The organism is Microbacterium maritypicum MF109, from assembly GCF_000455825.1.
GTDB lineage: Bacteria > Actinomycetota > Actinomycetes > Actinomycetales > Microbacteriaceae > Microbacterium > Microbacterium maritypicum_A.
Map to the genome: position 1 here is coordinate 1 of NZ_ATAO01000002.1, position 20,546 is coordinate 20,546.

Here is a 20,546-nt window from a genome sequence, read left to right on the forward strand (position 1 = left end):
GCGCCCTTCGCGCGATTCGAGGACGGGGATCAGACGGCCCCGACATCGACGGCGCCGCCGGTCGCCGCAGGCTCGGCATACGCGACCTCACGCCAGACGTCGCCGACGCGCTCGAACGAGGTGACGCTCGAGAGGGCGCAGCGACGGGTGCGCGGATCGTGCCGGAGCGGAAGCCCCGCGACGCGGAGGTGGGTGATCCAGATCGGCGCCTGGTGCGACACCATCACGACGTCGCCGTCGGGCGCCGCGTCCCAGGCTTCGTCCATGACACCGAGCATCCGCTCCGCGATGGACGAGTAGGGCTCGCCCCAGCTGGGCAGCGAAGGCTGCCGCAGGTGCCACCAGTTCATGGGATTCATCAGCGAGCGACGCATCTGCGTCCCCTCGAACACGTTCGTCGGCTCGATCAGACGGATGTCGATCTCCGGCACGAGGTCGAAGCGCTCGGCGAACGGCTCTGCCGACTCCTGCGCGCGTTCGAGCGGCGACGCATAGAGCGCGGAGACGGGACGGTCGAGCGCCGCCACATGGCCGGCGGCCGCTGCGGCCATCCCCCGGCCCGCGTCGCTCAGGTGGTAGTCGGGAAGACGACCGTAGAGCACGCGGGCCGGATTGTGCACCTCGCCGTGTCGGACGAGGTGCAACCGGGACGCCGTCATCTCACGCCTTGCTGTAGCGCGAATCCCCGAAGCCGAGGATCAGGTACCCGATGTACGGGAAGAGGAACAGCAGGAAGAACGAGAAGACCCCGCCCTTGTTGAAGCGCTCGCCGAGCTTGAACGCGACGATGATCGCAAGGATCAGGTTCGCGATCGGGATGAGGTACAGCAGTGCGAACCAGCCGGACAGGCCGGCGATCTTCACCAGGAAGACGAGGTTCACGATCGGGATGATCGCGAGGATGCCGGGGTATCCGGCCTTCGTGAAGACCTTCCACAGCCCGATGGCGACGAGGATGTAGAAGACGAGCGCGATCAGGCCCGTGGTACCGGAGAAGATCGATGCGTAGAGATCGGAGATGCCGTTGTTGTCCACGTGCACCCTTTCTGTGTAAGAGCTGGGTCGTGGCGATCCTACTGATATGCCGGCCCGGGGGCGGGTGACCGGGCCGAAGACCTCCCGACCGCCCCCGTAGAATGGGCGGGTTCCCCATTTCCCAGATCAGAAGGAATACTCCGTGCTTCGCACCCACTCGGCAGGCTCTCTGCGAGCCGAGCACATCGGTCAGACCGTCACCCTCTCGGGTTGGGTCGATCGCCGTCGTGACCACGGAGGAGTCGCTTTCATCGATCTGCGGGACGCCTCCGGCATCGCCCAGGTCGTCATCCGCGACGAGGAGATCGCCCACCCGCTGCGCAACGAGTTCGTGCTGAAGGTGACCGGCGAGGTCTCGCTGCGCCCCGAGGGCAACGCGAACCCGAACCTGCCCACGGGCGAGATCGAGCTCATCGCGACCGACGTCGAGGTGCTGAACGAGTCCGCGCCTCTGCCCTTCCAGGTCTCCACAGCTCTCGCCGACACCGAGACCGTGGGCGAGGAAGCCCGCCTCAAGTACCGCTACCTCGACCTGCGCCGCCCGGCCCCGGCCGCTGCCCTGCGCCTGCGCTCGAACGTCTACAAGGCGATCCGCGACGTGCTGCACGCCGACGACTTCACCGAGGTCGAGACCCCGACCCTCACCCGCTCGACGCCTGAGGGCGCCCGTGACTTCCTGGTGCCCGCTCGTCTGAGCCCCGGCAGCTGGTACGCCCTGCCGCAGTCCCCCCAGCTGTTCAAGCAGCTGTTGATGGTCGGCGGCGTCGAGAAGTACTTCCAGATCGCGCGCTGCTACCGCGACGAGGACTTCCGCGCCGACCGGCAGCCGGAGTTCACGCAGCTCGACATCGAGATGAGCTTCGTCGACCAGGAAGACGTGATCACCCTCATGGAGTCGCTCATCGTGGCGATGTGGGCGACGATCGGCGTCGAGGTGGCCACGCCCCTGCCGCGCATGACCTACGCCGACGCCATGGCCAAGTACGGCTCCGACAAGCCCGACCTGCGCTTCGGCCTCGAGCTCGTCGACGCGACCGAGTACTTCCAGAACACCCCGTTCCGCGTCTTCCAGGCCGAGTACGTCGGTGCGGTGCGCATGCCCGGCGGCGCCTCGCAGCCGCGCAAGCAGCTCGACGCCTGGCAGGACTGGGCCAAGCAGCGCGGCGCACGCGGCCTCGCCTACGTCCTGTTCAACGAGGACGGCACGCTCGGTGGCCCCGCCGCGAAGAACCTGTCCGAGGCCGAGCAGGCCGGGCTCGCCGAGCTCGTCGGTGCCGAAGCCGGAGACTGCGTCTTCTTCGCCGCCGGTTCGACCAAGGAGAGCCGTGCGCTGCTCGGCGCCGCGCGCGTCGAGATCGGCCGTCGGCTCGGCTACCTGAACCCCGACGAGTTCGCGTTCACCTGGGTCGTCGACGCTCCGATGTTCGAGCCGGCAGCCGACGCCGTGGCCTCCGGCGATGTCGCCGTCGGCGCGGGGGCCTGGACGGCCGTGCACCACGCGTTCACCGGCCCGAAGCCCGAGTTCCAGGACACGTTCGACACCGACCCCGGCTCCGCTCTCGCCTACGCGTATGACATCGTCTGCAACGGCTCGGAGCTCGGTGGCGGCTCGATCCGCATCCACCGCGAAGACGTGCAGAAGCGTGTGTTCGAGGTCATGGGCATCAGCGACGAGCAGGCCGACGAGCAGTTCGGCTTCCTGCTCGACGCGTTCAAGTTCGGCGCACCGCCCCACGGCGGGATCGCACTCGGCATGGACCGCGTGCTGCAGCACCTGACCAAGACCGAGTCGATCCGCGAGGTCATCGCGTTCCCGAAGTCGGGCAACGGCTTCGACCCGCTGACCTCCGCCCCGGCACCGATCACCGACGCGCAGCGCGCCGAGGCCGGTGTCGACTACGAGCCCGAGGACGACGAGGCCTGACGCCCACTGCCTCGCGCGAGCTCAGGCGCACACGCCGGATCAGGCGGTTCTGCGAAGAACCTGCCTGATCCGGCGTTTCTGCCTGATCCCCCAGGCCGCGCGCCGCAGAGCATCTCGAGCCTAGGACGAGAGCGCCGCGAACGCGGGAACGATGTTCTCGTTCCACACGTCGACGCCGAGCTTCGCGATCAGCGCGATGACGACGACGAGGAAGACCACGCGGATGAAGGTGGTCCCGCGCGAGATCGCCATCCGCGAGCCGAGGTAGCTGCCGGCGACGTTCGCGACTGCGAGGATGCCACCGAGCAGCCACAGCACGGCGCCGTGCGGGATGAACAGCATGAGCGCACCCGCGTTCGTCGCGAGGTTGACGATCTTGGCCTTGGCGCTCGCCTGCAGGAAGTCGTAGCCGAGCAGCGCGACCAGGGTGATCACGAGGAAGGTCCCGGTCCCCGGTCCGATCATGCCGTCGTAGAAGCCGATGCCGAGCCCCGCGGCACCCGCCATGATGTGGTGCTTGTGGCCGTGGAACCGCAACTGGGTCGCGGCGCCCATCTGCGGACGGAACGCGGTGAACAGTGCCACCGCGAGCAGCGCGATCACGATGATCGGCTTGAACGCGGCCGGCGGTAGCACCGTCGCGACGGCTGCTCCGCCGAAGGACCCGATCAACGCGATGATCGCCATCGGCACGGCAGTGCGCAGGTCGGGTCTGGCTCGTCGGTAGTAGGTCACACTGCTGGTCGCGGTGCCGAACACCGAGGCGAGCTTGTTGGTGGCGAGCGCCTGCACCGGGGAGATGCCGGGGATCAGCAGCAGCGCCGGCAGCTGCAGCAGCCCTCCCCCGCCGACGACCGCGTCGATCCAGCCGGCGCAGAACGCGGCGATCACCACGAGCAGCAGCACCCCCCACGTGAGCTGCTCGAGTCCGAGCACGGCGCCGATATCCACCTCGCCATGATTCCAGAGAGTCGGCACGCCCCCCGCATCCGCGCTCGCACCGGACGCGGGCGCTGGCAGACTGGAGGCATGCTCGACGCCCTCCCGCTGCCCCAGCCGCTCGAATCGCGTATCGGAACCGCGCTCCTGCGCCGTGCGACGGTCGACGACACGGATGCCGTGATCACACTGCTCGCCGACGACCCGATCAGCGCGGCCCGCGGCGATGTGGCGTCCGACGAGGATCGTCCCGCGTACGAACGCGGGCTCGTCGAGATCCTGGCAGAGCCGTCGAACGATCTGCTCGTGGTCGAGCTCGACGGCGCGATCGTCGGCACGCTGCAGCTCACCTCGATCCCCGGGATGGCGCGCCGCGGCGCGCGGCGGCTGCTCGTCGAGGCCGTGCGCGTGCAGAGCAGTCTGCGCTCGTCGGGCATCGGCTCCGCCGTGATGCGCTGGGTGGGCGAATCCGCGGCTCCCGCGGTCGGCGCGACGATGGTGCAGCTCACCTCCGATGCCGCCCGCACCGACGCGCACCGCTTCTACGAGCGGCTCGGCTACGTCGGCTCGCACCGCGGCTTCAAGTACAGCGTGCCGCAGGGCTGAGCTCCGCGGCCCTGTTCGGCCACCGGCTCGCCACCGTCCGTTCACCAGACCCGCGACGGGCGGCAACCTGCGCCTCATAGTGTCCTCTCGCAACCCGAAACCGGCTCACAGCGCCGGACACCGAGAGGACACTCATGGCTCGCTTCACCCGCCGCGCGCGCATCGGCGCCGGCATCGCCCTGGCCACCACGGCCGCACTCGCACTCACGGCCTGCTCCGGCGCAGCTGACGCGACCGGCGGAGGCAGCTCCGACGTCGACGCCTCCGCCGCGACCTCTGTCACCGACTTCGGCACCTTCGCCGACCTCGAGGCTGCAGCCAAGGCCGAAGGCTCGCTCAACGTCATCGCGCTCCCCCGCGACTGGGCGAACTACGGCGAGATCCTCGACCTGTTCGCCGAGAAGTACCCCGAGATCACCATCAACGAGGCCTCCCCCGACGTCTCGAGCGCCGAGGAGATCCAGGCGGCGAAGACCAACGAGGGCCTCGACACCGCGCCCGACGTGTTCGACATCGGCCTCACGGTCGCCCTGCAGAACACCGACGTCTTCGCGCCCTACAAGGTGCAGACCTGGGACGACATCCCCGAGGAGCTGAAGGAGCCCACCGGCCTCTTCGTCGGCGACTACGGCGGGTACATGTCGATCGGCTACGACTCGTCGAAGTTCGACGCTCCGGCCGAACTCTCCGACCTGCTCTCGGCCGACTACAAGGGCGCCGTCGCGATCAACGGCGACCCGACCCAGGCCGGTGCGGCCTTCGCCGCCGTCGGCCTCGCCACCGTGCAGTCCGACGGCACGCTCGACGACTTCCAGCCGGGCATCGACTTCTTCTCCGAGCTGCAGAAGGCCGGAAACCTGCTCAAGGTCGACGTGACCACCGCGACGATCGCGAGCGGCGAGACCCCCGTCGTGTTCGACTGGGACTACCTGAACGCCTCGCACACGGCCGACAACAAGGACTGGAAGGTCGTCGTGTTCGACGGCACCGGTTACGCCGGGTACTACAACCAGGCCATCAACGCCGACGCCCCGCACCCGGCTGCTGCCCGCCTGTGGCAGGAGTTCCTCTACAGCGACGAAGTGCAGAACCTCTGGCTGAAGGGCGGCGCCCGTCCGGTGCGCATGGAGGCCATGACCGACGCCGGCACGATCGACGCCGACCTCGCTGCGGCACTCCCCGAGGCACCGGAGGAGACGGTCGTCCCGACCGAGGAGCAGTCGACGAACGCCGGCACGCTGCTCGGCGAGAAGTGGGCCTCGGCGGTCCAGTGACCACCCTCACCGCAACGGGGGCGGACGCCGCGGCATCCGCCCCCACCACCTCCGCCGGGTCCTCGCCGCACGCGAGGGCCCGGCGGTCCGCTCCGTCCTTCGCCTGGCTCGGGCTCGTCCCGTTCGCCGCATACGTCGTGCTCTTCCTGGCGGTGCCGACGATCCTGTCGATCGGCTCCGGCTTCTTCACCAAGGACGGCTCCTTCACCTGGTCGAACATGTCGGCCCTCGCCGATCCCGTCGTGCTGAACACCTTCGCGAACTCCGCCGGGCTCTCGCTGCTCACCGCCGTGGTGGGTGCGCTCGTCGGTGCGCTCGTCTGCTACGCCCTGCTCGGCATGGACCCGGAAGGCCGAACGCGCTCGGCTGTGGACGCCGCGGCCGGTGTGCTCGCCCAGTTCGGCGGGGTCATGCTGGCGTTCGCCTTCATCGCGACCATCGGCATCCAGGGTGTCGTCACGGTCTTCTTGAAGGACTCGTTCGGCATCAACATCTTCGAGAACGGCACCTGGCTGTACGAGCTGCCCGGTCTCGTCCTCCCCTACTTCTACTTCCAGATCCCGCTCATGGTCATCACCTTCATGCCCGCCCTCGCCGCGCTCAAGCCGCAGTGGGCCGAGGCCAACCTCACGCTCGGCGGCACCCGCGCGAGCTTCTGGCTGCGCATCGGCATCCCGGTGCTCGCGCCGTCGTTCCTCGCCAGCCTGCTGCTGCTGTTCGCGAACTCGTTCTCGTCGTACGCCACCGCCGCCGCCCTCGCCAGTCAGGGAGCGCAGATCGTGCCGCTGCAGATTCGCACTGCCCTCACGAGCGAGACGGTCCTCGGCCGCGAGAACCTCGCCGGCGCCCTCGCGCTCGGCATGATCGTGATCGTCGGGATCGTCATGGCCCTGTACTCCCTCGTGCAACGACGCGCGGCCAGGTGGCAGTCGTGAACCGGCTCGGTCCCTCCCTCGCGACCCGCGGGGTCATCGGCATCCTCGTCGGTGCGTTCTTCGCCGTTCCCCTGGTGTCGACGTTCCTCTTCACGCTGCGCGACCCCGAGGGCGGGCTGTCGTTCGCCCGCTGGATCGCGCTGTTCGACCCCGCGGCAGCCGCTACCCTGAGGCCGATCTGGGCGGGTCTGGGCAACTCCCTGATCCTGGCCGTCGTCACGGTGGCCATCGTGCTGCTCCTGCTCGCCCCCACCATGATCCTGGTGAACCTGCGCTTCCCCAAGCTCAAGCCCGCCTTCGAGTTCGCGGTGCTGCTGCCCATCTCCATCCCCGCCATCGTGCTCGTGGTCGGCCTCGCTCCCATCTACCTGCAGATCGGTCGCGCCTTCGGCACCGGCACCTGGACGCTCGCCTTCGCCTACGGGATCACCGTGCTGCCGTTCGCGTTCCGCTCGATCCAGGCGTCGATCGATGCCGCCGACCTGCGCACCCTCGCCGAGGCCGCACGGTCGCTCGGCGCCAGCTGGCCGACGGTCGCCCTCCGGGTGCTCGCTCCGAACCTCCGCCAGGGGCTGCTCGCCGCATCGCTCATCTCCATCGCGGTGGTGCTCGGCGAGTTCACGATCGCCTCGCTCCTGAACCGCCAGGTGTTCCAGACCGCCATGGTCGTCGTGAACAAACAGGATCCCTATGCGCCGGCGATCTTCACGCTGCTCGCGCTGGTGTTCGTCTTCCTCCTGCTCCTCGTCATCGGCCGCGTCGCCCGCGGTACCGGAAAGGCCCGCTCATGACCCTCGACCACGCGCTGCCGCGCACCAAGGACAACCTGCTGCTCTCGCAGGCGGGCGAGGGAACGCGCGTCGAGCTGCAGGGCATCGTCAAGAGCTACGGCGGCAACCGGGTGCTGCACGGTGTCGACCTGGACATCGCCCCCGGGGAGTTCGTCTCGCTCCTCGGCCCCTCCGGCTGCGGCAAGACCACGCTGCTGCGTGTGCTCGCCGGTCTCGAGGGTGCGGATGAGGGCGCCGTGCTCCTGGGCGGCGGAGACGTCTCCCGAGTGCCCACGAACAAGCGCGACATCGGGATGGTCTTCCAGTCGTACTCGCTCTTCCCGCACCTGCGGGTCGCCGAGAACACCGCCTTCGGCCTGCGCCGGCGCGGGATCGCGAAGGCGGAGGCCTCGCGCCGCGCCGTCGATGCCCTCGCGCTGGTCGGACTCGCCGACTTCGCCGATCGCTTTCCGCACCAGCTCTCCGGCGGACAGCAGCAGCGGGTGGCGCTCGCCCGTGCGCTGGTGACCGAGCCCAAGGTGCTGCTTCTCGACGAACCGCTCTCCGCGCTCGACGCGAAGGTGCGCGTGCAGCTGCGCGACGAGATCCGCCGCATCCAGCTGCGCCTCGGCATCACGACCGTGTTCGTCACCCACGACCAGGAGGAGGCGCTGGCCGTCTCCGACCGGATCGCCGTGATGAACGACGGTCGCATCGAGCAGATCGGTTCCCCCGAGCAGCTCTACACGATGCCCTCGACCGCCGGAGTCGCGGCTTTCGTCGGCCTGTCCAGCGTCGTATCCGGGGTCGCCGAGGGCGATCATGTGATGGTCTGGGGGCAGCGGCTTCCTCTGCAGTCACGGGCGGACGGGCCGGTCGATGTGTATCTGCGACCGGAAAACGTCTACTTCGCATCCGAGGCCGACGCCGCAGCCGATGCCCTGGTCGAGGAGAGCACCTTCCTCGGCAGCATGCGTCGTACGCTCGTCCGCACCGAATCTGGTGAGCTCGTCCGGGTGCAGCATGCGCCGGGCACCCACCCCGCGTTCGGGGATCGGGTGCGCATCGCGATCGCTCCCGAGCCTGTCGCCGTGCACCCGCGCGGTTGAGGTCGGAATCTTCCGCCTCGGACAGATCGCGTCCCCACTACGCGCAAATTCTGCCCCTTGGGGTAGATTCTAGGAATCCATCTCGATAAAATCTACCCATGAGGGAAGATTCTCCGAACCCTACTTCGTCGACGGTCAGCATCGGCGATGCCGCGCGCGCGCTGAACCTCTCGGAGAAGTCCCTGCGACGCCTTGCTGACCGCGGCGACATCCCCTCGACTCGGACCGCAGGCGGCCACCGTCGGTTCACCCTCCCCGCCGTCCGGGCCGCCCTTGGCACGATCGCTCACACAGGGCTCACCCACCGTGGAGAAGCCGACTGGACCGGCGACGTCGATCTCGTCGATCTCGACGAAGCGATCGTCTGGTCCCGGATCGCCACGGCACTGAGCCTCGACCCGAAATCCGAAGGGACGAGGATCATGAACTACGCATTCACCGAGATGCTGAACAACGCCATCGACCACAGCGGCGGCGGGCAGGCCATGGTCCGCGTGTGGAGCGCCCCTGACCAGCTCGCCTTCGAGATCCAGGATGACGGAGTCGGAGCCTACCTCCGACTCCGAGACGGACTCGGACTCGTATCCGTTCTGGATGCGGCCGCGGAACTCACCAAGGGAAAGCGCACGACCTGGCCCGAGCGGCACACGGGCGAAGGGATCTTCTTCACCTCGAAGGCTGTGACCGAGTTCCGCCTCTCGGCCAATGGCATCCGCCTGACGATCGACAATCAACGCGACGACTACGCCCTGGGCGCCTCAGCGGTCACGGAAGGAACGCGCGTCGAGGCCGCACTCGACCTCCCCCCGACGACGACACTGCGCGAGGTCTTCCAGGAGTTCACAGACGACGATCTCCGATTTTCGCGCAGTCGTCCGCGCATCGAGCTGTTCGGCACAGGGCTCTCTTTCGTCTCGCGGTCCGAAGCGCGGCGTGTGCTCGCGGACATGACCGACTTCGACGACATCGACATCGACTTCACCGGCGTCGACGACGTCGGGCAGGGTTTCGTCGACGAGCTGTTCCGCGTGTGGCCATCGCAGAACACGGGCGTCCAGCTGCATCCCCTCAACATGAACGACGCCGTCGCCTTCATGGTTCGTCGCGGCATCGGGGTCCGGGGGAAGGGCTCTCTTCCCCCGGATGCCGAGTCCGGATAGCGTGAGGCGCGAGGGGCGGGGCTCCCTCCATCCGAGAGAGAAAGGACGCCTCATGGCAGGCAAATTCGAGCTGTACACCGACAAGTCCGGCGAGTACCGGTTCCGCCTGAAGGCCGGCAACGGCGAGGTCATCGCCATAAGCGAGGGCTACTCGTCGAAGTCCGCCGCTCTGAACGGCATCGACTCCGTGCGCCGCAACGCCGCGGACGCCGAGGTCGTCGAAGCCGACTGAGCTCAATACCTACGCTTCACGCCGAGACCCCCTGTCGCAGATGTCTGGGACAGGGGGTCTCGGTGATTTCGATGGGTCTCGGCGACCCGGGATCTCGGATCAGAGGACGCGCGAGAGGAAGTCCTTCGTGCGCTGATGCTGCGGGTTGCCCAGCACCTCGCGCGGGTCGCCTTCCTCGACGATGTGCCCACCGTCCATGAAGATGAGGCGGGATCCGACTTCGCGTGCGAATCCCATCTCGTGCGTGACGACGAGCATCGTCATCCCCTCGTCGGCCAACGATCGCATGACCTGCAGCACCTCGCCGACCAGCTCGGGGTCGAGCGCCGAGGTGGGCTCGTCGAACAGCATCATGTCGGGGTTCATGCACAGTGCACGAGCGATCGCCACGCGCTGCTGCTGCCCTCCCGACAGGTGCCCGGGGTAGGCGTCGGCCTTCTCGGCCAGGCCGACCCGGGTGAGCATGGCGTGCGCGATCAGCTCGGCTTCCTTCTTCGACCGCTTCTTCACGCGCTGCTGGGCGATCGTGAGATTGCCCAGCACATCGAGGTGCGGGAAGAGGTTGAAGCTCTGGAACACCATGCCGATGCGGGTGCGAACGCGGTCGATGTCGACGTCGGGGTCGGTGATGTCGATCCCCTCGATCAGCACCTTGCCGCCGGTCGGCTCCTCGAGCAGGTTCACCGAACGCAGCAGCGTCGACTTGCCCGAGCCCGAGGGTCCGATCACGCACACGACCTCGCCCTTGGTGACGGTGAGGTCGATGCCCTTGAGCACCTCGTTGTCGCCGAACGACTTCACGAGCCCCTGCACGTCGATCGCGGGGGCGTGGACATCAATCAGGTCGGTGATCATCGCTGCCTCGACATCCGTCGCTCCAGCCACGCACTGAAGCGCGTGAGCGGGATCGTCACGATCAGGTACAGGATCGCCGCCATGATCAGCGGCGTTCCGTTCGCGTTCTGCGTGCTCGCATCGCGGGCGAAGGTCGTGAGCTCCTTCGACCAGATGAACGAACCCGCCACGAAGAGCAGCGACGTGTCCTTCAGCAGCAGCACGAACTCGTTGGTCAGAGGCGGGATGATGATCCGGAACCCCTGCGGCACGATGATCCAGAACGTCGTCTTCATGGGCGACATGCCGAGGGAGCGCGCCGCCTCGGTCTGGCCCTTCGGAACGGCCTGGATGCCCGCACGGATCGTCTCGGCCATGTATGCCGAGGCGACGAGGACGAGACCGATGAGACCGAGCACGACCGGTCCGCCCAGCTTCGTGCCGGGCACGCCCAGCGCGATCGGCAGGATGAACGCGATGCCGAAGATCGTGAGGATCGCGGGGAGCCCCCGGAACAACTCGATCCAGCACGTCGCGATCCACCGGAACGGCGCGATGGTCGACAGCTTCATCAGTGCCAGCACGACTCCGAGCAGCAGCCCCCCGGCGAAGGCAACGGCCGTGAACCACAGCGTGTTGACCAACGCGGTCGTGATGATCCCGGGGAACATCTTCGCCGCGACTTCAGGATTGAAGAACAGCGGGCCGATCTTCGCCCAGTCGGTGCTCACGATCGCCCAGACGGCGATCGCGATCAGCACCGCGTAGACCGTGTAGCGATACAGCTTGCTCTTGGTGGTACGCCTCAACGCCATCGTCGAGGACCTCCCGCTCTACCGACCCCGCCGGTCACTTGGCCGCAAGGTACTCGTCGTAGATCTTCTGGTATCCGCCGTCGTCCTGGAGCTCCTTGAGCGCCTTGTTGACCGCGTCGCGCAGCTCGTCCTTCTCGCCCTTGGCGAAGGCGAAGCCGTACGACTCGTCGGTCGGGTACGTCTCGACGATCTTGTAGTCGGGGTCGTCCTGCTCGTGCACGTAGTTGACGGGCTGGTCCTGCAGGATGGCGTCGATCTGACCCGCCTGCATGGCCGGCCACAGCTCACCGTCCGAGGGGTACTGCACCAGCTGCGCACCCGGAGCGTTCTCGCCCGCGTAGGTCTCGCCGGTGGTGCCCTGCTGCACGCCGACGTTCTTGCCGTCGAGGTCGTCGATCGACTTGATGTCCGAGTCGGCGCGCACGAGGAGCGACTGCAGCGAGTCGACGTACGGGTCGGAGAAGTCGATGTTCGCCTTGCGCTCGTCGGTGATGGTCATCGCAGAGGCACCGATGTCGCACGTGCCGGCGGCGAGCGTGGTGCCGGACTGGAGCGCGTCGAAGCCCACGTCCTGCACGGCGAGCTTCAGGTCGATCTTCTCGGCGATCGCACTGAGCAGGTCGATGTCAAAGCCCGAGTAGCCGGTCTCGCTGGAGGGGTCCTCGACCTCGAACGGCGGGTAGGGGACGTCGGAGCACACAGTGAGGGTTCCGGCCTCGACGAGACCGTACTTGTCGTCGGCGGCGGGAGCGTCACTGCTTCCCGCGTCGGATGATCCGGTGGCGCAGCCGGCGAGCGCGAGGGTGGCCGTCGCCACGAGGGCGAGACCGGCGATGAGGTTGCGACGAGGCATGTCGGCTCCTGTGAGTCGAGGGCACGGAGGCCCGCTGACGGGTAGGAGTTCATCTAAACATGCGGCTCGTCGCGTGACCAATGACATCGGCATCCGCGCGCATTACGTTTGTGTTGCAAGTACGCCCCGATCACACGTGGAAACCGAGTTCCTGGGACGGTGCGACGCGGTGTCAGACCTCGAAGTCGACGGCGACGCGCGAGGCGACGACCGATCGGATGTACGCGGCGACCTCGGCGTGCGCGGGGTGCACCTGGTACTCGTCGATCGCCGCGACCGAGGGGAAGTCCGCGACGAGCGTGACGTCCCAGTTCGCCTCCGGATAGGCGACGTTCGCGCCGGCGGAGATAGAGAGGAGTTGCGGGACGACACCGTCGAGAGCGTTCAGCCGGCGAGCGACCTCGGCAGCCTGGGCACCGCGCTCGGCGGCGTCTTCGGCGGCGAGCTTCCAGGTCACGACATGGCGGATCGTCACAGGGCTTCCTTCAGTTCGGTCGGGGATTCACCACGGAGTGCGCCTTCGAGCGCCTCTCGCAGCCGGTCGGGCGAGACGCGCCAATGCGCGTGCAGCTCGCCGTCGATCAGCACGACCGGAATCTTCTCCCACCACAGCTCGTACAGCGCGGGATCGTCCTGGATCGACGCCTCGACGATCTCGATCTGCTCGGCGGCGGCGTCGGGCAGCTCGGCGACGACGGCATCGATGACGTCGGAGGCGACGTCGCACAGATGGCAGTCGGGCTTGCCGATGAGAGTCAGCGTGGTCACGCCGACGGCACCTCGACCGCGCGGCCCTGGGCGATCCACTCGCCGGTGCCGCCCTCGACGTTCGTGGCGTCGTAACCGCGCGACTCCAGAGCCTCGACCACACGAGCCGAGCGCCCGCCTGCCTGGCAGATGACGTCGAACGCCTCGGCAGGCAGCTCTTCCAGCCGGTTGCCGATCTCGGACATCGGGATGTTGACGGCCCCCGGCACATGACCGGCAGCGAACTCGTCCACCTCCCGCACATCGATGAGCGGGGTACCGGTGCGCTCGGCGAGCTCGGTGACGGTGATCGACTTCATGACATCCTCTCGGCGGGACGGAGATGCGGCCGGAGACACAAAGCGCCCGTCCGAAGACAGGCGCTCGTGTCTGGTCGCTTACTTCTTGTTGCGACGCTGGTGGCGAGTCTTACGAAGCAGCTTGCGGTGCTTCTTCTTCGCCATGCGCTTGCGGCGCTTCTTGATGACAGAACCCACGGAAACCTCACTAAGTCAGTGGCTGGGTGTCGCCGAAATCGGACACCCGGGTACGGGCACGGAAAATGCCTCGGGTCAGTCTAGCAAACCCGAAGGCGTCGCCTGTCACACGCATCGACCGCCCGCAGGCGGCGGAGCACGAGAAGGCGATCGACGTCAGCCGACGTCGGCGATCGGGCGCTGCAGCGCATCAGCCACAGCGGACTCGGGTACGCGATAGCTGCGCCCGAAACGGACGGCCGGCAACTCCCCCGCATGGACCAGCCGATACACGGTCATCTTGGACACGCGCATGAGCTCTGCGACCTCAGCAACCGTGAGGAATCGGACGTCAGGAACCTCGGGCATCCCACGTACCCCTTTCTCGATGTGCACACTCTATGTGGTAGCTGGGACGCGTGTAAACCTCTGTGACTCGTGTGATCAGTGAGGTGCGACCGACCGCGAGAGCTCAGGTTCAGCCGGACTTCTTCGCCTTCGCCGACCGCTCCCTGGCCTCCCGCCATGTCTGACGCTCGATCTTGCGGGCCGACCGCAGAGCCTTCTCAGCCTCGCGCACCGCCTTCTGCGCCTCTTTGAGCCGACGATCCCCGGACAACTCGGCCGGGTCGACGTCGATCCACTCCGTCGCCTCGGCGTGCATCTCTCCGCGGTCGAGACCCGTGAGGTACGCCGCGACCCCGTCGAGGGTCCGCTCGACGGCGAACCGGAACGGATCGGCCGTCGAGGTGAACACATCATCTTCGATCGCGCGACGGAGCGCGGGGAACTCCTCGGCCGTGATCACCCGATCGAAGAGAGCGGCTTCGTGCGCGGCCACCTCATCCGGGGTGAGTCCCGTGCCGCGGGACTGCTCGGTGTAGCCGGCCTGCACGATCCCGCACCAGCGGGCATGCCCGGTCACCGCGAGCGCGACGGCCATGCGCTCTTCCGTCGTCAGCGCGGTGCCGTCGAGAGCGGCGAGCCCGGCATCCAGCCAGGCCGAGCTGTTCGGGGTGATCGGCGATCCGGTGATCGGCAGGGACAGCATCCAGGGATGGCGCAGGTAGAGCTTGACCTGCTCTTCATACAGGGCGATCAGTCGTCCGCGCCAGCCGTCCGCCTCGAGGTGGCTCTGCGGCGGCAGCCCTGTCGCCTCTTCCTGCATCAGCAGCAGCAGATCGTCCTTCGCCGTCACGTATCGGTACAGCGACATCGGCGTGAATCCGAGCCGCGCCGCGACCGCGGCCATCGACACGGCGCCGATCCCCTCGGCGTCCGCCAGCTCGACGGCAGCGTCGACGATCTTCTCGACGCTCATCTCGCGCTTGGGACCACGCTGCGGGTTCGCGGCGACACCCCACGCCAGCGCGATCCCGCGTGGCAGCTCCGGCGGCTCCGTCTCAGTCATGCGCTCATCCTACTTCTGTTTATCAGCTAAACAGTGTGTTACGGTCATACACAGTTGCGTTGGTGATACACAGTTTTCTACATACACAGAAAGGAGCGCCTGATGGAGACAGCCATCGAGGTGCAGGGGCTGCGCAAGGCCTTCGGGAACAAGACCGTCGTCGACGGACTGGATTTCGCGGTCGCCCGCGGCGAGGTCTTCGCCCTGCTCGGGCCGAACGGCGCCGGCAAGACCACGACGATCAACATCCTCACCACCCTCACCGCGGCAGACGCCGGCTCGGCGCGGGTCGCCGGCTGGGACATCGGGACGCAGGCGATCGAGGTCCGGCGACGGATCAGCCTCACCGGCCAGGCGGCAGCCGTCGACGATGCACTGAGCGCGACCGAGAACGTCGTCATGTTCGCGCGGCTCGCCGGGCTCGGACGGGCAGCTGCACGACGACGTGCCGCCGACCTGATCGACCAGTTCGACCTCACGGATGCCGCCTCCCGCATGGTGCGCACGTTCTCCGGAGGAATGCGACGTCGCCTCGACCTCGCCCTGAGCTTCGTGGTGACGCCGGAGGTGCTGTTCCTCGACGAGCCCACCACAGGTCTGGACACCCGCAGCCGTCGGGCGTTGTGGGACATCATCCGCATGCTGGCGAAGGCGGGGACGACGGTCTTCCTCACCACCCAGTACCTGGAGGAGGCCGATCAGCTGGCAGACCGCATCGCGGTGCTGCATGACGGCAGGGTCGCCGCCCTCGGCACGCCTGCCGCATTGAAGGCGCGCGTCGGCGGAGACACCGTCGAACTCCACGACAGCCGCGGCGAGCTTCGCCGGCAGATCCCCACCGATGGCACGGTCGCCGATCTCCGGCGAGCGCTCGACGTGCTCGACGAAGACGGAGAGGACGGCACCGTGACCCTGCGCCGCCCCACCCTCGACGACGTGTTCCTCGCCGTCACCGCGCCTTCCCCCATCGACCACCCCGTGAAGGAGCTCGCATGAACATCACCCTCGCCGCCCCTCGCTCCGCGGCACCTGCCCTCCCCGCCCCTTCACCGCGCCCGCGCCTGCGAGGCCTCACCGCCGAGGCGGTGTTCGTCGGTCGCAGCCTGCGCCACTCGCTGAGGGACGGCGAATCGCTGCTCATGGCGATCATGCTGCCCGTCATGCTCATGCTCATGTTCACGTGGGTGTTCGGCGGAGCGATCGATCCGTCCGGCGCCTACGTCGACTACGTGGTGCCCGGCATCATCCTCACCTGCGCGGGGTTCGGAGCCTCCTCCACCGCCGTGTATGTCGCGAACGACATGCGCACCGGCATCATCGACCGGTTCCGCACGATGCCGCTGCGAGCGGGGGCGGTGCTGACCGGGCACGTCGTCGCGAGCGTGCTGCGCAACCTCATCGCCACGGCGATCGTGATCGGCGTAGGAGTGCTCGTCGGCTTCCGTCCAAGCGCGAACGCAGGGGAGTGGGTGGGGCTCGCCGCCCTGATCGCGCTGTACATCCTCGCGATCACGTATCTGTTCGCCGCCATCGGTCTTGCCGCAGGAAGCCCGGAAGGGGCGAACGGCTACGGCTTCGTGCTGCTCTTCCTCCCCTACCTGTCCAGTGCGTTCGTCCCGGTGGCGAGCATGCCGGAGTGGTTGCAGCCGGTTGCCGCGACTCAACCGATCACACCCATCGTGGAGACGATCCGCGGGCTGCTCACTGATGCCCCCGTGCAGGGCGAGGCATGGTGGGCGACCGGCTGGTGCGTCGTCATCCTCGCGATCGCGGTCGCCTGGGGCGCGTGGCTCTTCCGCCGCAAAGCCGGGCGACGCTGAGCGGACCGGCGGCAGCGGGCATCCCCCGCGAAGACATATCCCCGCGGAGCCCACATCCCAGCGGAGACATAGGCGTTCTGCGGCTTTCGCTCATCTGCCGCTGGGACTGTTGACGCAGGGCTCGTGCTGGCACCGCCGAGTCCGCCCCGGGTGTGGGGACCCGCACCTCGCCCCTGACGACAAGCCCCCCTGTCGTCAGGGGCGAGTCGTTGCGGGTCTCCGCCAGCTGACGGGGAGATCGCGCATCACCAGAGCGCTGTCGATCTGCGCGGCGCCCTGCGGAAGCCCGTCGAAGAACGACGACCTGACCTCGTTCACGCGGCCCGCCTCCACGGCCCAGCGCGCCGCGGACAGCTCTACGGCCTCCGCTCCCCTGCCGTCGCGTCGCGGCGACCAGCCGGTGGCGCCGGCCCGGTAGAACCGTGAAGCGTCGCCCACTGTCGGGAAGAGCGAGCTCTCCCATTCCTCCGACACCTCGATGTCTGCGGAGACGCTCGCGTCGGACGCCTGCATCCGGACCTGGATTCGCGAGTCGGTCTCGTCGATGTCGAACCGCGCGCGCCGCTGCACGCCGGGGAAGAACCGACCCCCGCCGATGACGGGCACGATGTCCGAGGAGTGCCGCTCGATCACGTAGACACCCGTGCGCGTGGTCCCGCCCTCGTCCCACTCGACCGCGAACCGGTGCGCGGCGTTCTCCGTGGAGATGCCCCACCGCGGTCGCAGCCAACCGGGACGCAGCTCCGTCAGCGCGATCAGGCACACCCCGCCGACCGCGCTCCCGTCGATGAGCTGCGGGCGGAAGGGGGCGGGGATCATCTCGCCGGCCACCGACGGATCGACCCGATACGTCAGCAGCAGACGGCGCCGCATACGGCCGCGAAGTGTGCGCATGAGGAGGTTCATGCCTAGAATTTAACAGCTTTGCTAAATAGCTACAAGCCTTTGATGCGGTCGTTCGGCGTCGCTCGAACCGTCACGCTCCGAGCCGCTTGAGCGCGTTCGCGACGACGTGCTTCGCGGAGGCGGCCGCCCGTCCGACGACCTCGGCGGCATGCGCCGCGCTTTCGGGAACCGCGTGGTAATCGATGTCGGGTGCGCTGTCGCCGTAGGCGTCGACCAGGAACGGCACCAGCCAGTCGTCCACGACTTCGAGCGGCTCGACCGCGAGGCTGTAGAAACGGCGCTGACCGTCTTCGCGCACGGTGACCAGCTCGGCGTCGCGCAGCACCTTCAGGTGCTTCGACACGGTGGGCTGGCTGATGCCCAGATCGGCGACGATCTGGCTGACGCTGGTGCCGGCCTCCCCTTCGGTCGTGCGCCGCAGCAGGAGCTGGAGGATGTCTCGCCTCGTACCGTCTGCGATCACGTCGAAGATGTCCGTCATGAGTTCAGGGTAGTCGTCCCCGGCACGGAGTACCATGACGAAGGCTCGGCGACAGGCGCCGTGCGGTCGCTCGGCGCGACCGAAGGAGAAACCAGAGGGGGCAGCGATGTCGGGCATCGTTTCGGCGTCGTCCCCGCGGCAGAGCCTGAAGAGTGCGGCCGGATGGGTCAAGCACCTCGTCACCTCGTCGCCGTCGCGCTTCGCGATCGTCGTCTTCGCGCTGCTGATCCTCGTGTTCACGGTTCTCCTCTCCCTGCCGATCGCCTCCGCGAGCGGCACGGTCACGCCGCTGAGCGACGCTCTCTTCACCGCTGTCTCCACCATCTGCGTCACCGGACTCGCAACGGTCGACATGGCCAACTACTGGTCCCCCTTCGGACACGTCGTGGTGTTCCTGGGCGTGAACATCGGCGCCCTGGGTGTCCTCACCCTCGCGTCTCTCATGGGCATGCTGATCTCGAAGCGCCTCGGCCTGCGTGCCAAGCTGATGGCCGCCGGCGACACGAATCCGATGCGCGCGCACGGCGGCGTGGTCAACGAGAGCCAGACCGTGCGGCTCGGCGAAGTCGGCCAGCTGCTGACCACCGTCGCCGTCTCGGCGCTCATCATCGAGGCGTCGCTCGCGATCCTCCTCTACCCCGCGCTCGTGATGGCCGGGGTCGACCCGATCGCGGCGCTCTGGGAGGCGCCCTACTTCGCGGCGATGGCGTTCACGAACACCGGCTTCGCTCCCAACGACGGCGGCGTCGCGGTGTTCGCCGACGACTACCTGGTGCTCTCACTCCTCATGGTGGGCGTCTTCCTCGGCAGCATCGGCTTCCCCGTCATCTACACGCTCGCCAAGCACGTCTGGCACGTGAAGCGCTGGTCTCTGCACACCAAGCTCACCCTCGTCACGACCATCCTCCTGTTCATCCTGGGCGCGGCCGTCTTCGTCATCCTCGAGTTCAACAACCCGAAGACCTTCGGCTCCATGGACGCCACCGACACCACCTTCCAGGCGTTCTTCCTCTCGGCGATGACCAGATCCGGCGGTTTCAACGTGATCGAGATGGACGACCTGAACGGGTCCTCCCTGCTCGCGGCCAGCATGCTGATGTTCGTCGGCGGCGGCTCGGCGTCGACGGCCGGCGGCATCAAGGTGACCACCCTCGCCGTGCTCGCCATCGCCGTGTGGTCCGAGGCCAAGGGCCGTCAGTCCGTCGAGGCGTTCGGCCGCCGCATCCCGAGCGACGTGCAGCGCGTGGCCCTCAGCGTCGTCGCGTGGGGGGCCACGATCGTCGCGCTGTCGACGATCGTCATCGCCCAGATCACCAAGGCCGATATCAGCCACGTGCTGTTCGACGTGATCTCGGCGTTCGGCACGGTCGGCCTGTCGACGGGGCTCACCGCGGAACTTCCCGATTCGGCCTCGTACGTGATGGCCGCGACCATCTTCATGGGCCGCGTTGGTACAGTGACACTCGCCGCGGCGGTCGCCGCGACATCGCGAACGCAGTACTACTCACTGCCCGTGGAAAGGCCGATCGTTGGTTGAAGTCCTGCGGGGCGACGCTCCCGTCCTCGTCATCGGTCTCGGCAGGTTCGGCGCTGCCTGCGCCGGAGAGCTCGATCGCCTCGACCGCGAGGTGCTCGCGATCGACGACAACCTCGAACTCGTGCAGAAGTGGTCCGACCGGGTCACGCACACCGTGCAGGCCGACGCGAAGAACATCGACGCGCTGCGTCAGATCGGCGCCCAGGACTTCCAGGTCGCGGTCGTCGCCGTCGGATCCTCGATCGAGGCGTCGGTGCTGATCACCGCGAACCTCGTCGACCTGAAGGTGCCGCAGATCTGGGCCAAGGCCGTCTCCCAGTCGCACGGCAAGATCCTCGCCCGTGTCGGCGCCAACCACGTCATCTACCCCGAGCGCGAAGCGGGTGAGCGCGTGGCGCACCTCGTGAGCGGACGGATGCTCGACTTCATCCGCTTCGACGACGACTTCGTCCTCGCCAAGATGTACCCGCCGAAGTTCATCCGCGGCGTCGGACTGAACGAGTCCGGCGTGCGATCCAAGTACAAGGTCACCGTCGTCGGGGTGAAGAGTCCGGGCAAGCCGTTCCGCTACGCCGAGGCGAACACGATCGTGACGAACCACGACCTCATCATCGTCTCGGGCACCAACAGCGACATCGAGCGCTTCGCCGGCCTCGACCGCTGACGACGCGTCGTCCGGTCT

At 67.8% G+C, this 20,546-nt stretch carries 26 protein-coding genes; 12 read left to right on the forward strand and 14 right to left on the reverse strand.

All coding sequences use genetic code 11. From position 1 onward, the window contains the following. Window positions 1–29: 29 nt before the first annotated feature. Both L687_RS22520 and L687_RS22525 read right to left on the reverse strand, forming a co-directional pair. Complete coding sequence (locus L687_RS22520; RefSeq protein ID WP_021198041.1) at window positions 30–659, reverse strand: histidine phosphatase family protein; 630 nt, start codon at window positions 657–659, stop codon at window positions 30–32. Between the two features lies 1 nt (window position 660). Next, complete coding sequence (locus L687_RS22525) at window positions 661–1,041, reverse strand: DUF5684 domain-containing protein (protein ID WP_021198042.1); 381 nt, start codon at window positions 1,039–1,041, stop codon at window positions 661–663. 136 nt (window positions 1,042–1,177) lie between these two features. On the opposite strand from L687_RS22525, the gene aspS reads away from it, so the two are divergent. Then, on the forward strand, window positions 1,178–2,959 hold the full coding sequence (gene aspS, locus L687_RS22530) for an aspartate--tRNA ligase (protein WP_021198043.1): 1,782 nt from the start codon (window positions 1,178–1,180) through the stop codon (window positions 2,957–2,959). Between the two features lie 120 nt (window positions 2,960–3,079). Here the strand turns inward: aspS and L687_RS22535 are convergent, their stop codons facing one another. Next, window positions 3,080–3,910, reverse strand: coding sequence for a sulfite exporter TauE/SafE family protein (locus L687_RS22535; RefSeq protein ID WP_021198044.1), 831 nt, complete (start codon window positions 3,908–3,910; stop codon window positions 3,080–3,082). A 78-nt stretch (window positions 3,911–3,988) separates the two neighbouring features. Here L687_RS22535 and L687_RS22540 point away from each other — a divergent pair, with 78 nt between their 5' ends. The 7 genes from L687_RS22540 to L687_RS22570 all read left to right on the forward strand — a co-directional run bounded on the left by L687_RS22540 (window position 3,989) and on the right by L687_RS22570 (window position 9,984). After that, window positions 3,989–4,504 (forward strand): GNAT family N-acetyltransferase, encoded by a 516-nt coding sequence (locus L687_RS22540; RefSeq protein ID WP_021198045.1) that lies wholly within the window; start codon window positions 3,989–3,991, stop codon window positions 4,502–4,504. A 134-nt stretch (window positions 4,505–4,638) separates the two neighbouring features. Then, on the forward strand, window positions 4,639–5,778 hold the full coding sequence (locus L687_RS22545; RefSeq protein WP_021198046.1) for an ABC transporter substrate-binding protein: 1,140 nt from the start codon (window positions 4,639–4,641) through the stop codon (window positions 5,776–5,778). Further along, window positions 5,775–6,713, forward strand: coding sequence for an ABC transporter permease (locus tag L687_RS22550; RefSeq protein ID WP_235045202.1), 939 nt, complete (start codon window positions 5,775–5,777; stop codon window positions 6,711–6,713). Before L687_RS22545 ends, L687_RS22550 begins: the two co-directional genes overlap by 4 nt. Continuing rightward, entirely contained in the window at window positions 6,710–7,504 is a 795-nt protein-coding gene (locus tag L687_RS22555) for an ABC transporter permease (RefSeq protein WP_031206636.1), read from the forward strand. Before L687_RS22550 ends, L687_RS22555 begins: the two co-directional genes overlap by 4 nt. Next, entirely contained in the window at window positions 7,501–8,592 is a 1,092-nt protein-coding gene (locus L687_RS22560; protein WP_021198049.1) for an ABC transporter ATP-binding protein, read from the forward strand. The genes L687_RS22555 and L687_RS22560 overlap by 4 nt, the downstream gene beginning before the upstream one ends. 98 nt (window positions 8,593–8,690) lie before the next feature. Beyond that, window positions 8,691–9,752 (forward strand): STAS-like domain-containing protein, encoded by a 1,062-nt coding sequence (locus L687_RS22565; protein ID WP_021198050.1) that lies wholly within the window; start codon window positions 8,691–8,693, stop codon window positions 9,750–9,752. 52 nt (window positions 9,753–9,804) lie between these two features. Continuing rightward, complete coding sequence (locus L687_RS22570) at window positions 9,805–9,984, forward strand: YegP family protein (RefSeq protein ID WP_021198051.1); 180 nt, start codon at window positions 9,805–9,807, stop codon at window positions 9,982–9,984. 99 nt (window positions 9,985–10,083) lie between these two features. On the opposite strand, the gene L687_RS22575 is transcribed toward L687_RS22570, so the two are convergent. From L687_RS22575 to L687_RS22610, 9 genes are all read right to left on the reverse strand, one after another. Further along, complete coding sequence (locus L687_RS22575) at window positions 10,084–10,839, reverse strand: amino acid ABC transporter ATP-binding protein (protein ID WP_021198052.1); 756 nt, start codon at window positions 10,837–10,839, stop codon at window positions 10,084–10,086. After that, on the reverse strand, window positions 10,836–11,633 hold the full coding sequence (locus L687_RS22580) for an amino acid ABC transporter permease (protein WP_021198053.1): 798 nt from the start codon (window positions 11,631–11,633) through the stop codon (window positions 10,836–10,838). The genes L687_RS22575 and L687_RS22580 overlap by 4 nt, the downstream gene beginning before the upstream one ends. A 34-nt stretch (window positions 11,634–11,667) precedes the next feature. After that, on the reverse strand, window positions 11,668–12,486 hold the full coding sequence (locus tag L687_RS22585) for a basic amino acid ABC transporter substrate-binding protein (RefSeq protein ID WP_021198054.1): 819 nt from the start codon (window positions 12,484–12,486) through the stop codon (window positions 11,668–11,670). A gap of 172 nt (window positions 12,487–12,658) precedes the next feature. Further along, window positions 12,659–12,961 (reverse strand): Dabb family protein, encoded by a 303-nt coding sequence (locus L687_RS22590; protein ID WP_021198055.1) that lies wholly within the window; start codon window positions 12,959–12,961, stop codon window positions 12,659–12,661. After that, the gene (locus tag L687_RS22595; protein ID WP_021198056.1) at window positions 12,958–13,254 is read right to left on the reverse strand and encodes a glutaredoxin family protein; all 297 of its coding nucleotides are present in this window, start codon (window positions 13,252–13,254) and stop codon (window positions 12,958–12,960) included. Before L687_RS22595 ends, L687_RS22590 begins: the two co-directional genes overlap by 4 nt. Next, complete coding sequence (locus L687_RS22600; RefSeq protein ID WP_021198057.1) at window positions 13,251–13,553, reverse strand: rhodanese-like domain-containing protein; 303 nt, start codon at window positions 13,551–13,553, stop codon at window positions 13,251–13,253. Before L687_RS22600 ends, L687_RS22595 begins: the two co-directional genes overlap by 4 nt. Window positions 13,554–13,631: 78 nt before the next feature. Beyond that, on the reverse strand, window positions 13,632–13,730 hold the full coding sequence (locus tag L687_RS42040) for a 30S ribosomal protein bS22 (protein WP_003792170.1): 99 nt from the start codon (window positions 13,728–13,730) through the stop codon (window positions 13,632–13,634). Window positions 13,731–13,886: 156 nt separating this feature from the next. Then, window positions 13,887–14,078: a helix-turn-helix domain-containing protein gene (locus L687_RS22605; protein WP_017204627.1), complete on the reverse strand. Its 192-nt coding sequence runs from the start codon at window positions 14,076–14,078 to the stop codon at window positions 13,887–13,889. Between the two features lie 109 nt (window positions 14,079–14,187). Beyond that, the gene (locus L687_RS22610; RefSeq protein ID WP_021198058.1) at window positions 14,188–15,120 is read right to left on the reverse strand and encodes a TetR/AcrR family transcriptional regulator; all 933 of its coding nucleotides are present in this window, start codon (window positions 15,118–15,120) and stop codon (window positions 14,188–14,190) included. Between the two features lie 102 nt (window positions 15,121–15,222). Here L687_RS22610 and L687_RS22615 point away from each other — a divergent pair, with 102 nt between their 5' ends. After that, window positions 15,223–16,116, forward strand: a complete 894-nt coding sequence (locus tag L687_RS22615; RefSeq protein WP_021198059.1) for a daunorubicin resistance protein DrrA family ABC transporter ATP-binding protein — start codon at window positions 15,223–15,225, stop codon at window positions 16,114–16,116. Then, on the forward strand, window positions 16,113–16,940 hold the full coding sequence (locus tag L687_RS22620) for an ABC transporter permease (RefSeq protein ID WP_021198060.1): 828 nt from the start codon (window positions 16,113–16,115) through the stop codon (window positions 16,938–16,940). The genes L687_RS22615 and L687_RS22620 overlap by 4 nt, the downstream gene beginning before the upstream one ends. Window positions 16,941–17,135: 195 nt before the next feature. Here the strand turns inward: L687_RS22620 and L687_RS22625 are convergent, their stop codons facing one another. Continuing rightward, entirely contained in the window at window positions 17,136–17,846 is a 711-nt protein-coding gene (locus L687_RS22625; RefSeq protein ID WP_084487205.1) for a DUF2071 domain-containing protein, read from the reverse strand. A gap of 70 nt (window positions 17,847–17,916) precedes the next feature. Continuing rightward, the gene (locus tag L687_RS0120565) at window positions 17,917–18,327 is read right to left on the reverse strand and encodes an ArsR/SmtB family transcription factor (protein WP_029259762.1); all 411 of its coding nucleotides are present in this window, start codon (window positions 18,325–18,327) and stop codon (window positions 17,917–17,919) included. Window positions 18,328–18,433: 106 nt separating this feature from the next. Here L687_RS0120565 and L687_RS22630 point away from each other — a divergent pair, with 106 nt between their 5' ends. Together L687_RS22630 and L687_RS22635 are read left to right on the forward strand one after the other, a co-directional pair. After that, window positions 18,434–19,864: a TrkH family potassium uptake protein gene (locus L687_RS22630; protein WP_021198063.1), complete on the forward strand. Its 1,431-nt coding sequence runs from the start codon at window positions 18,434–18,436 to the stop codon at window positions 19,862–19,864. Beyond that, on the forward strand, window positions 19,857–20,528 hold the full coding sequence (locus tag L687_RS22635; RefSeq protein ID WP_021198064.1) for a potassium channel family protein: 672 nt from the start codon (window positions 19,857–19,859) through the stop codon (window positions 20,526–20,528). The genes L687_RS22630 and L687_RS22635 overlap by 8 nt, the downstream gene beginning before the upstream one ends. Window positions 20,529–20,546: the final 18 nt, after the last annotated feature.

Coding starts and splice junctions, on each gene's coding strand:
- L687_RS22520 (WP_021198041.1), bottom strand. CDS start 659: ATGACGGCGTCCCGGTTGCACCTCGTCCGACACGGCGAGGTGCACAAT.
- L687_RS22540 (WP_021198045.1), top strand. CDS start 3,989: ATGCTCGACGCCCTCCCGCTGCCCCAGCCGCTCGAATCGCGTATCGGA.
- L687_RS22545 (WP_021198046.1), top strand. CDS start 4,639: ATGGCTCGCTTCACCCGCCGCGCGCGCATCGGCGCCGGCATCGCCCTG.
- L687_RS22560 (WP_021198049.1), top strand. CDS start 7,501: ATGACCCTCGACCACGCGCTGCCGCGCACCAAGGACAACCTGCTGCTC.
- L687_RS22565 (WP_021198050.1), top strand. CDS start 8,691: ATGAGGGAAGATTCTCCGAACCCTACTTCGTCGACGGTCAGCATCGGC.
- L687_RS22570 (WP_021198051.1), top strand. CDS start 9,805: ATGGCAGGCAAATTCGAGCTGTACACCGACAAGTCCGGCGAGTACCGG.
- L687_RS22575 (WP_021198052.1), bottom strand. CDS start 10,839: ATGATCACCGACCTGATTGATGTCCACGCCCCCGCGATCGACGTGCAG.
- L687_RS22580 (WP_021198053.1), bottom strand. CDS start 11,633: ATGGCGTTGAGGCGTACCACCAAGAGCAAGCTGTATCGCTACACGGTC.
- L687_RS22585 (WP_021198054.1), bottom strand. CDS start 12,486: ATGCCTCGTCGCAACCTCATCGCCGGTCTCGCCCTCGTGGCGACGGCC.
- L687_RS22600 (WP_021198057.1), bottom strand. CDS start 13,553: ATGAAGTCGATCACCGTCACCGAGCTCGCCGAGCGCACCGGTACCCCG.
- L687_RS22605 (WP_017204627.1), bottom strand. CDS start 14,078: ATGCCCGAGGTTCCTGACGTCCGATTCCTCACGGTTGCTGAGGTCGCA.
- L687_RS22610 (WP_021198058.1), bottom strand. CDS start 15,120: ATGACTGAGACGGAGCCGCCGGAGCTGCCACGCGGGATCGCGCTGGCG.
- L687_RS22615 (WP_021198059.1), top strand. CDS start 15,223: ATGGAGACAGCCATCGAGGTGCAGGGGCTGCGCAAGGCCTTCGGGAAC.
- L687_RS22620 (WP_021198060.1), top strand. CDS start 16,113: ATGAACATCACCCTCGCCGCCCCTCGCTCCGCGGCACCTGCCCTCCCC.
- L687_RS22625 (WP_084487205.1), bottom strand. CDS start 17,846: ATGAACCTCCTCATGCGCACACTTCGCGGCCGTATGCGGCGCCGTCTG.
- L687_RS0120565 (WP_029259762.1), bottom strand. CDS start 18,327: ATGACGGACATCTTCGACGTGATCGCAGACGGTACGAGGCGAGACATC.
- L687_RS22630 (WP_021198063.1), top strand. CDS start 18,434: ATGTCGGGCATCGTTTCGGCGTCGTCCCCGCGGCAGAGCCTGAAGAGT.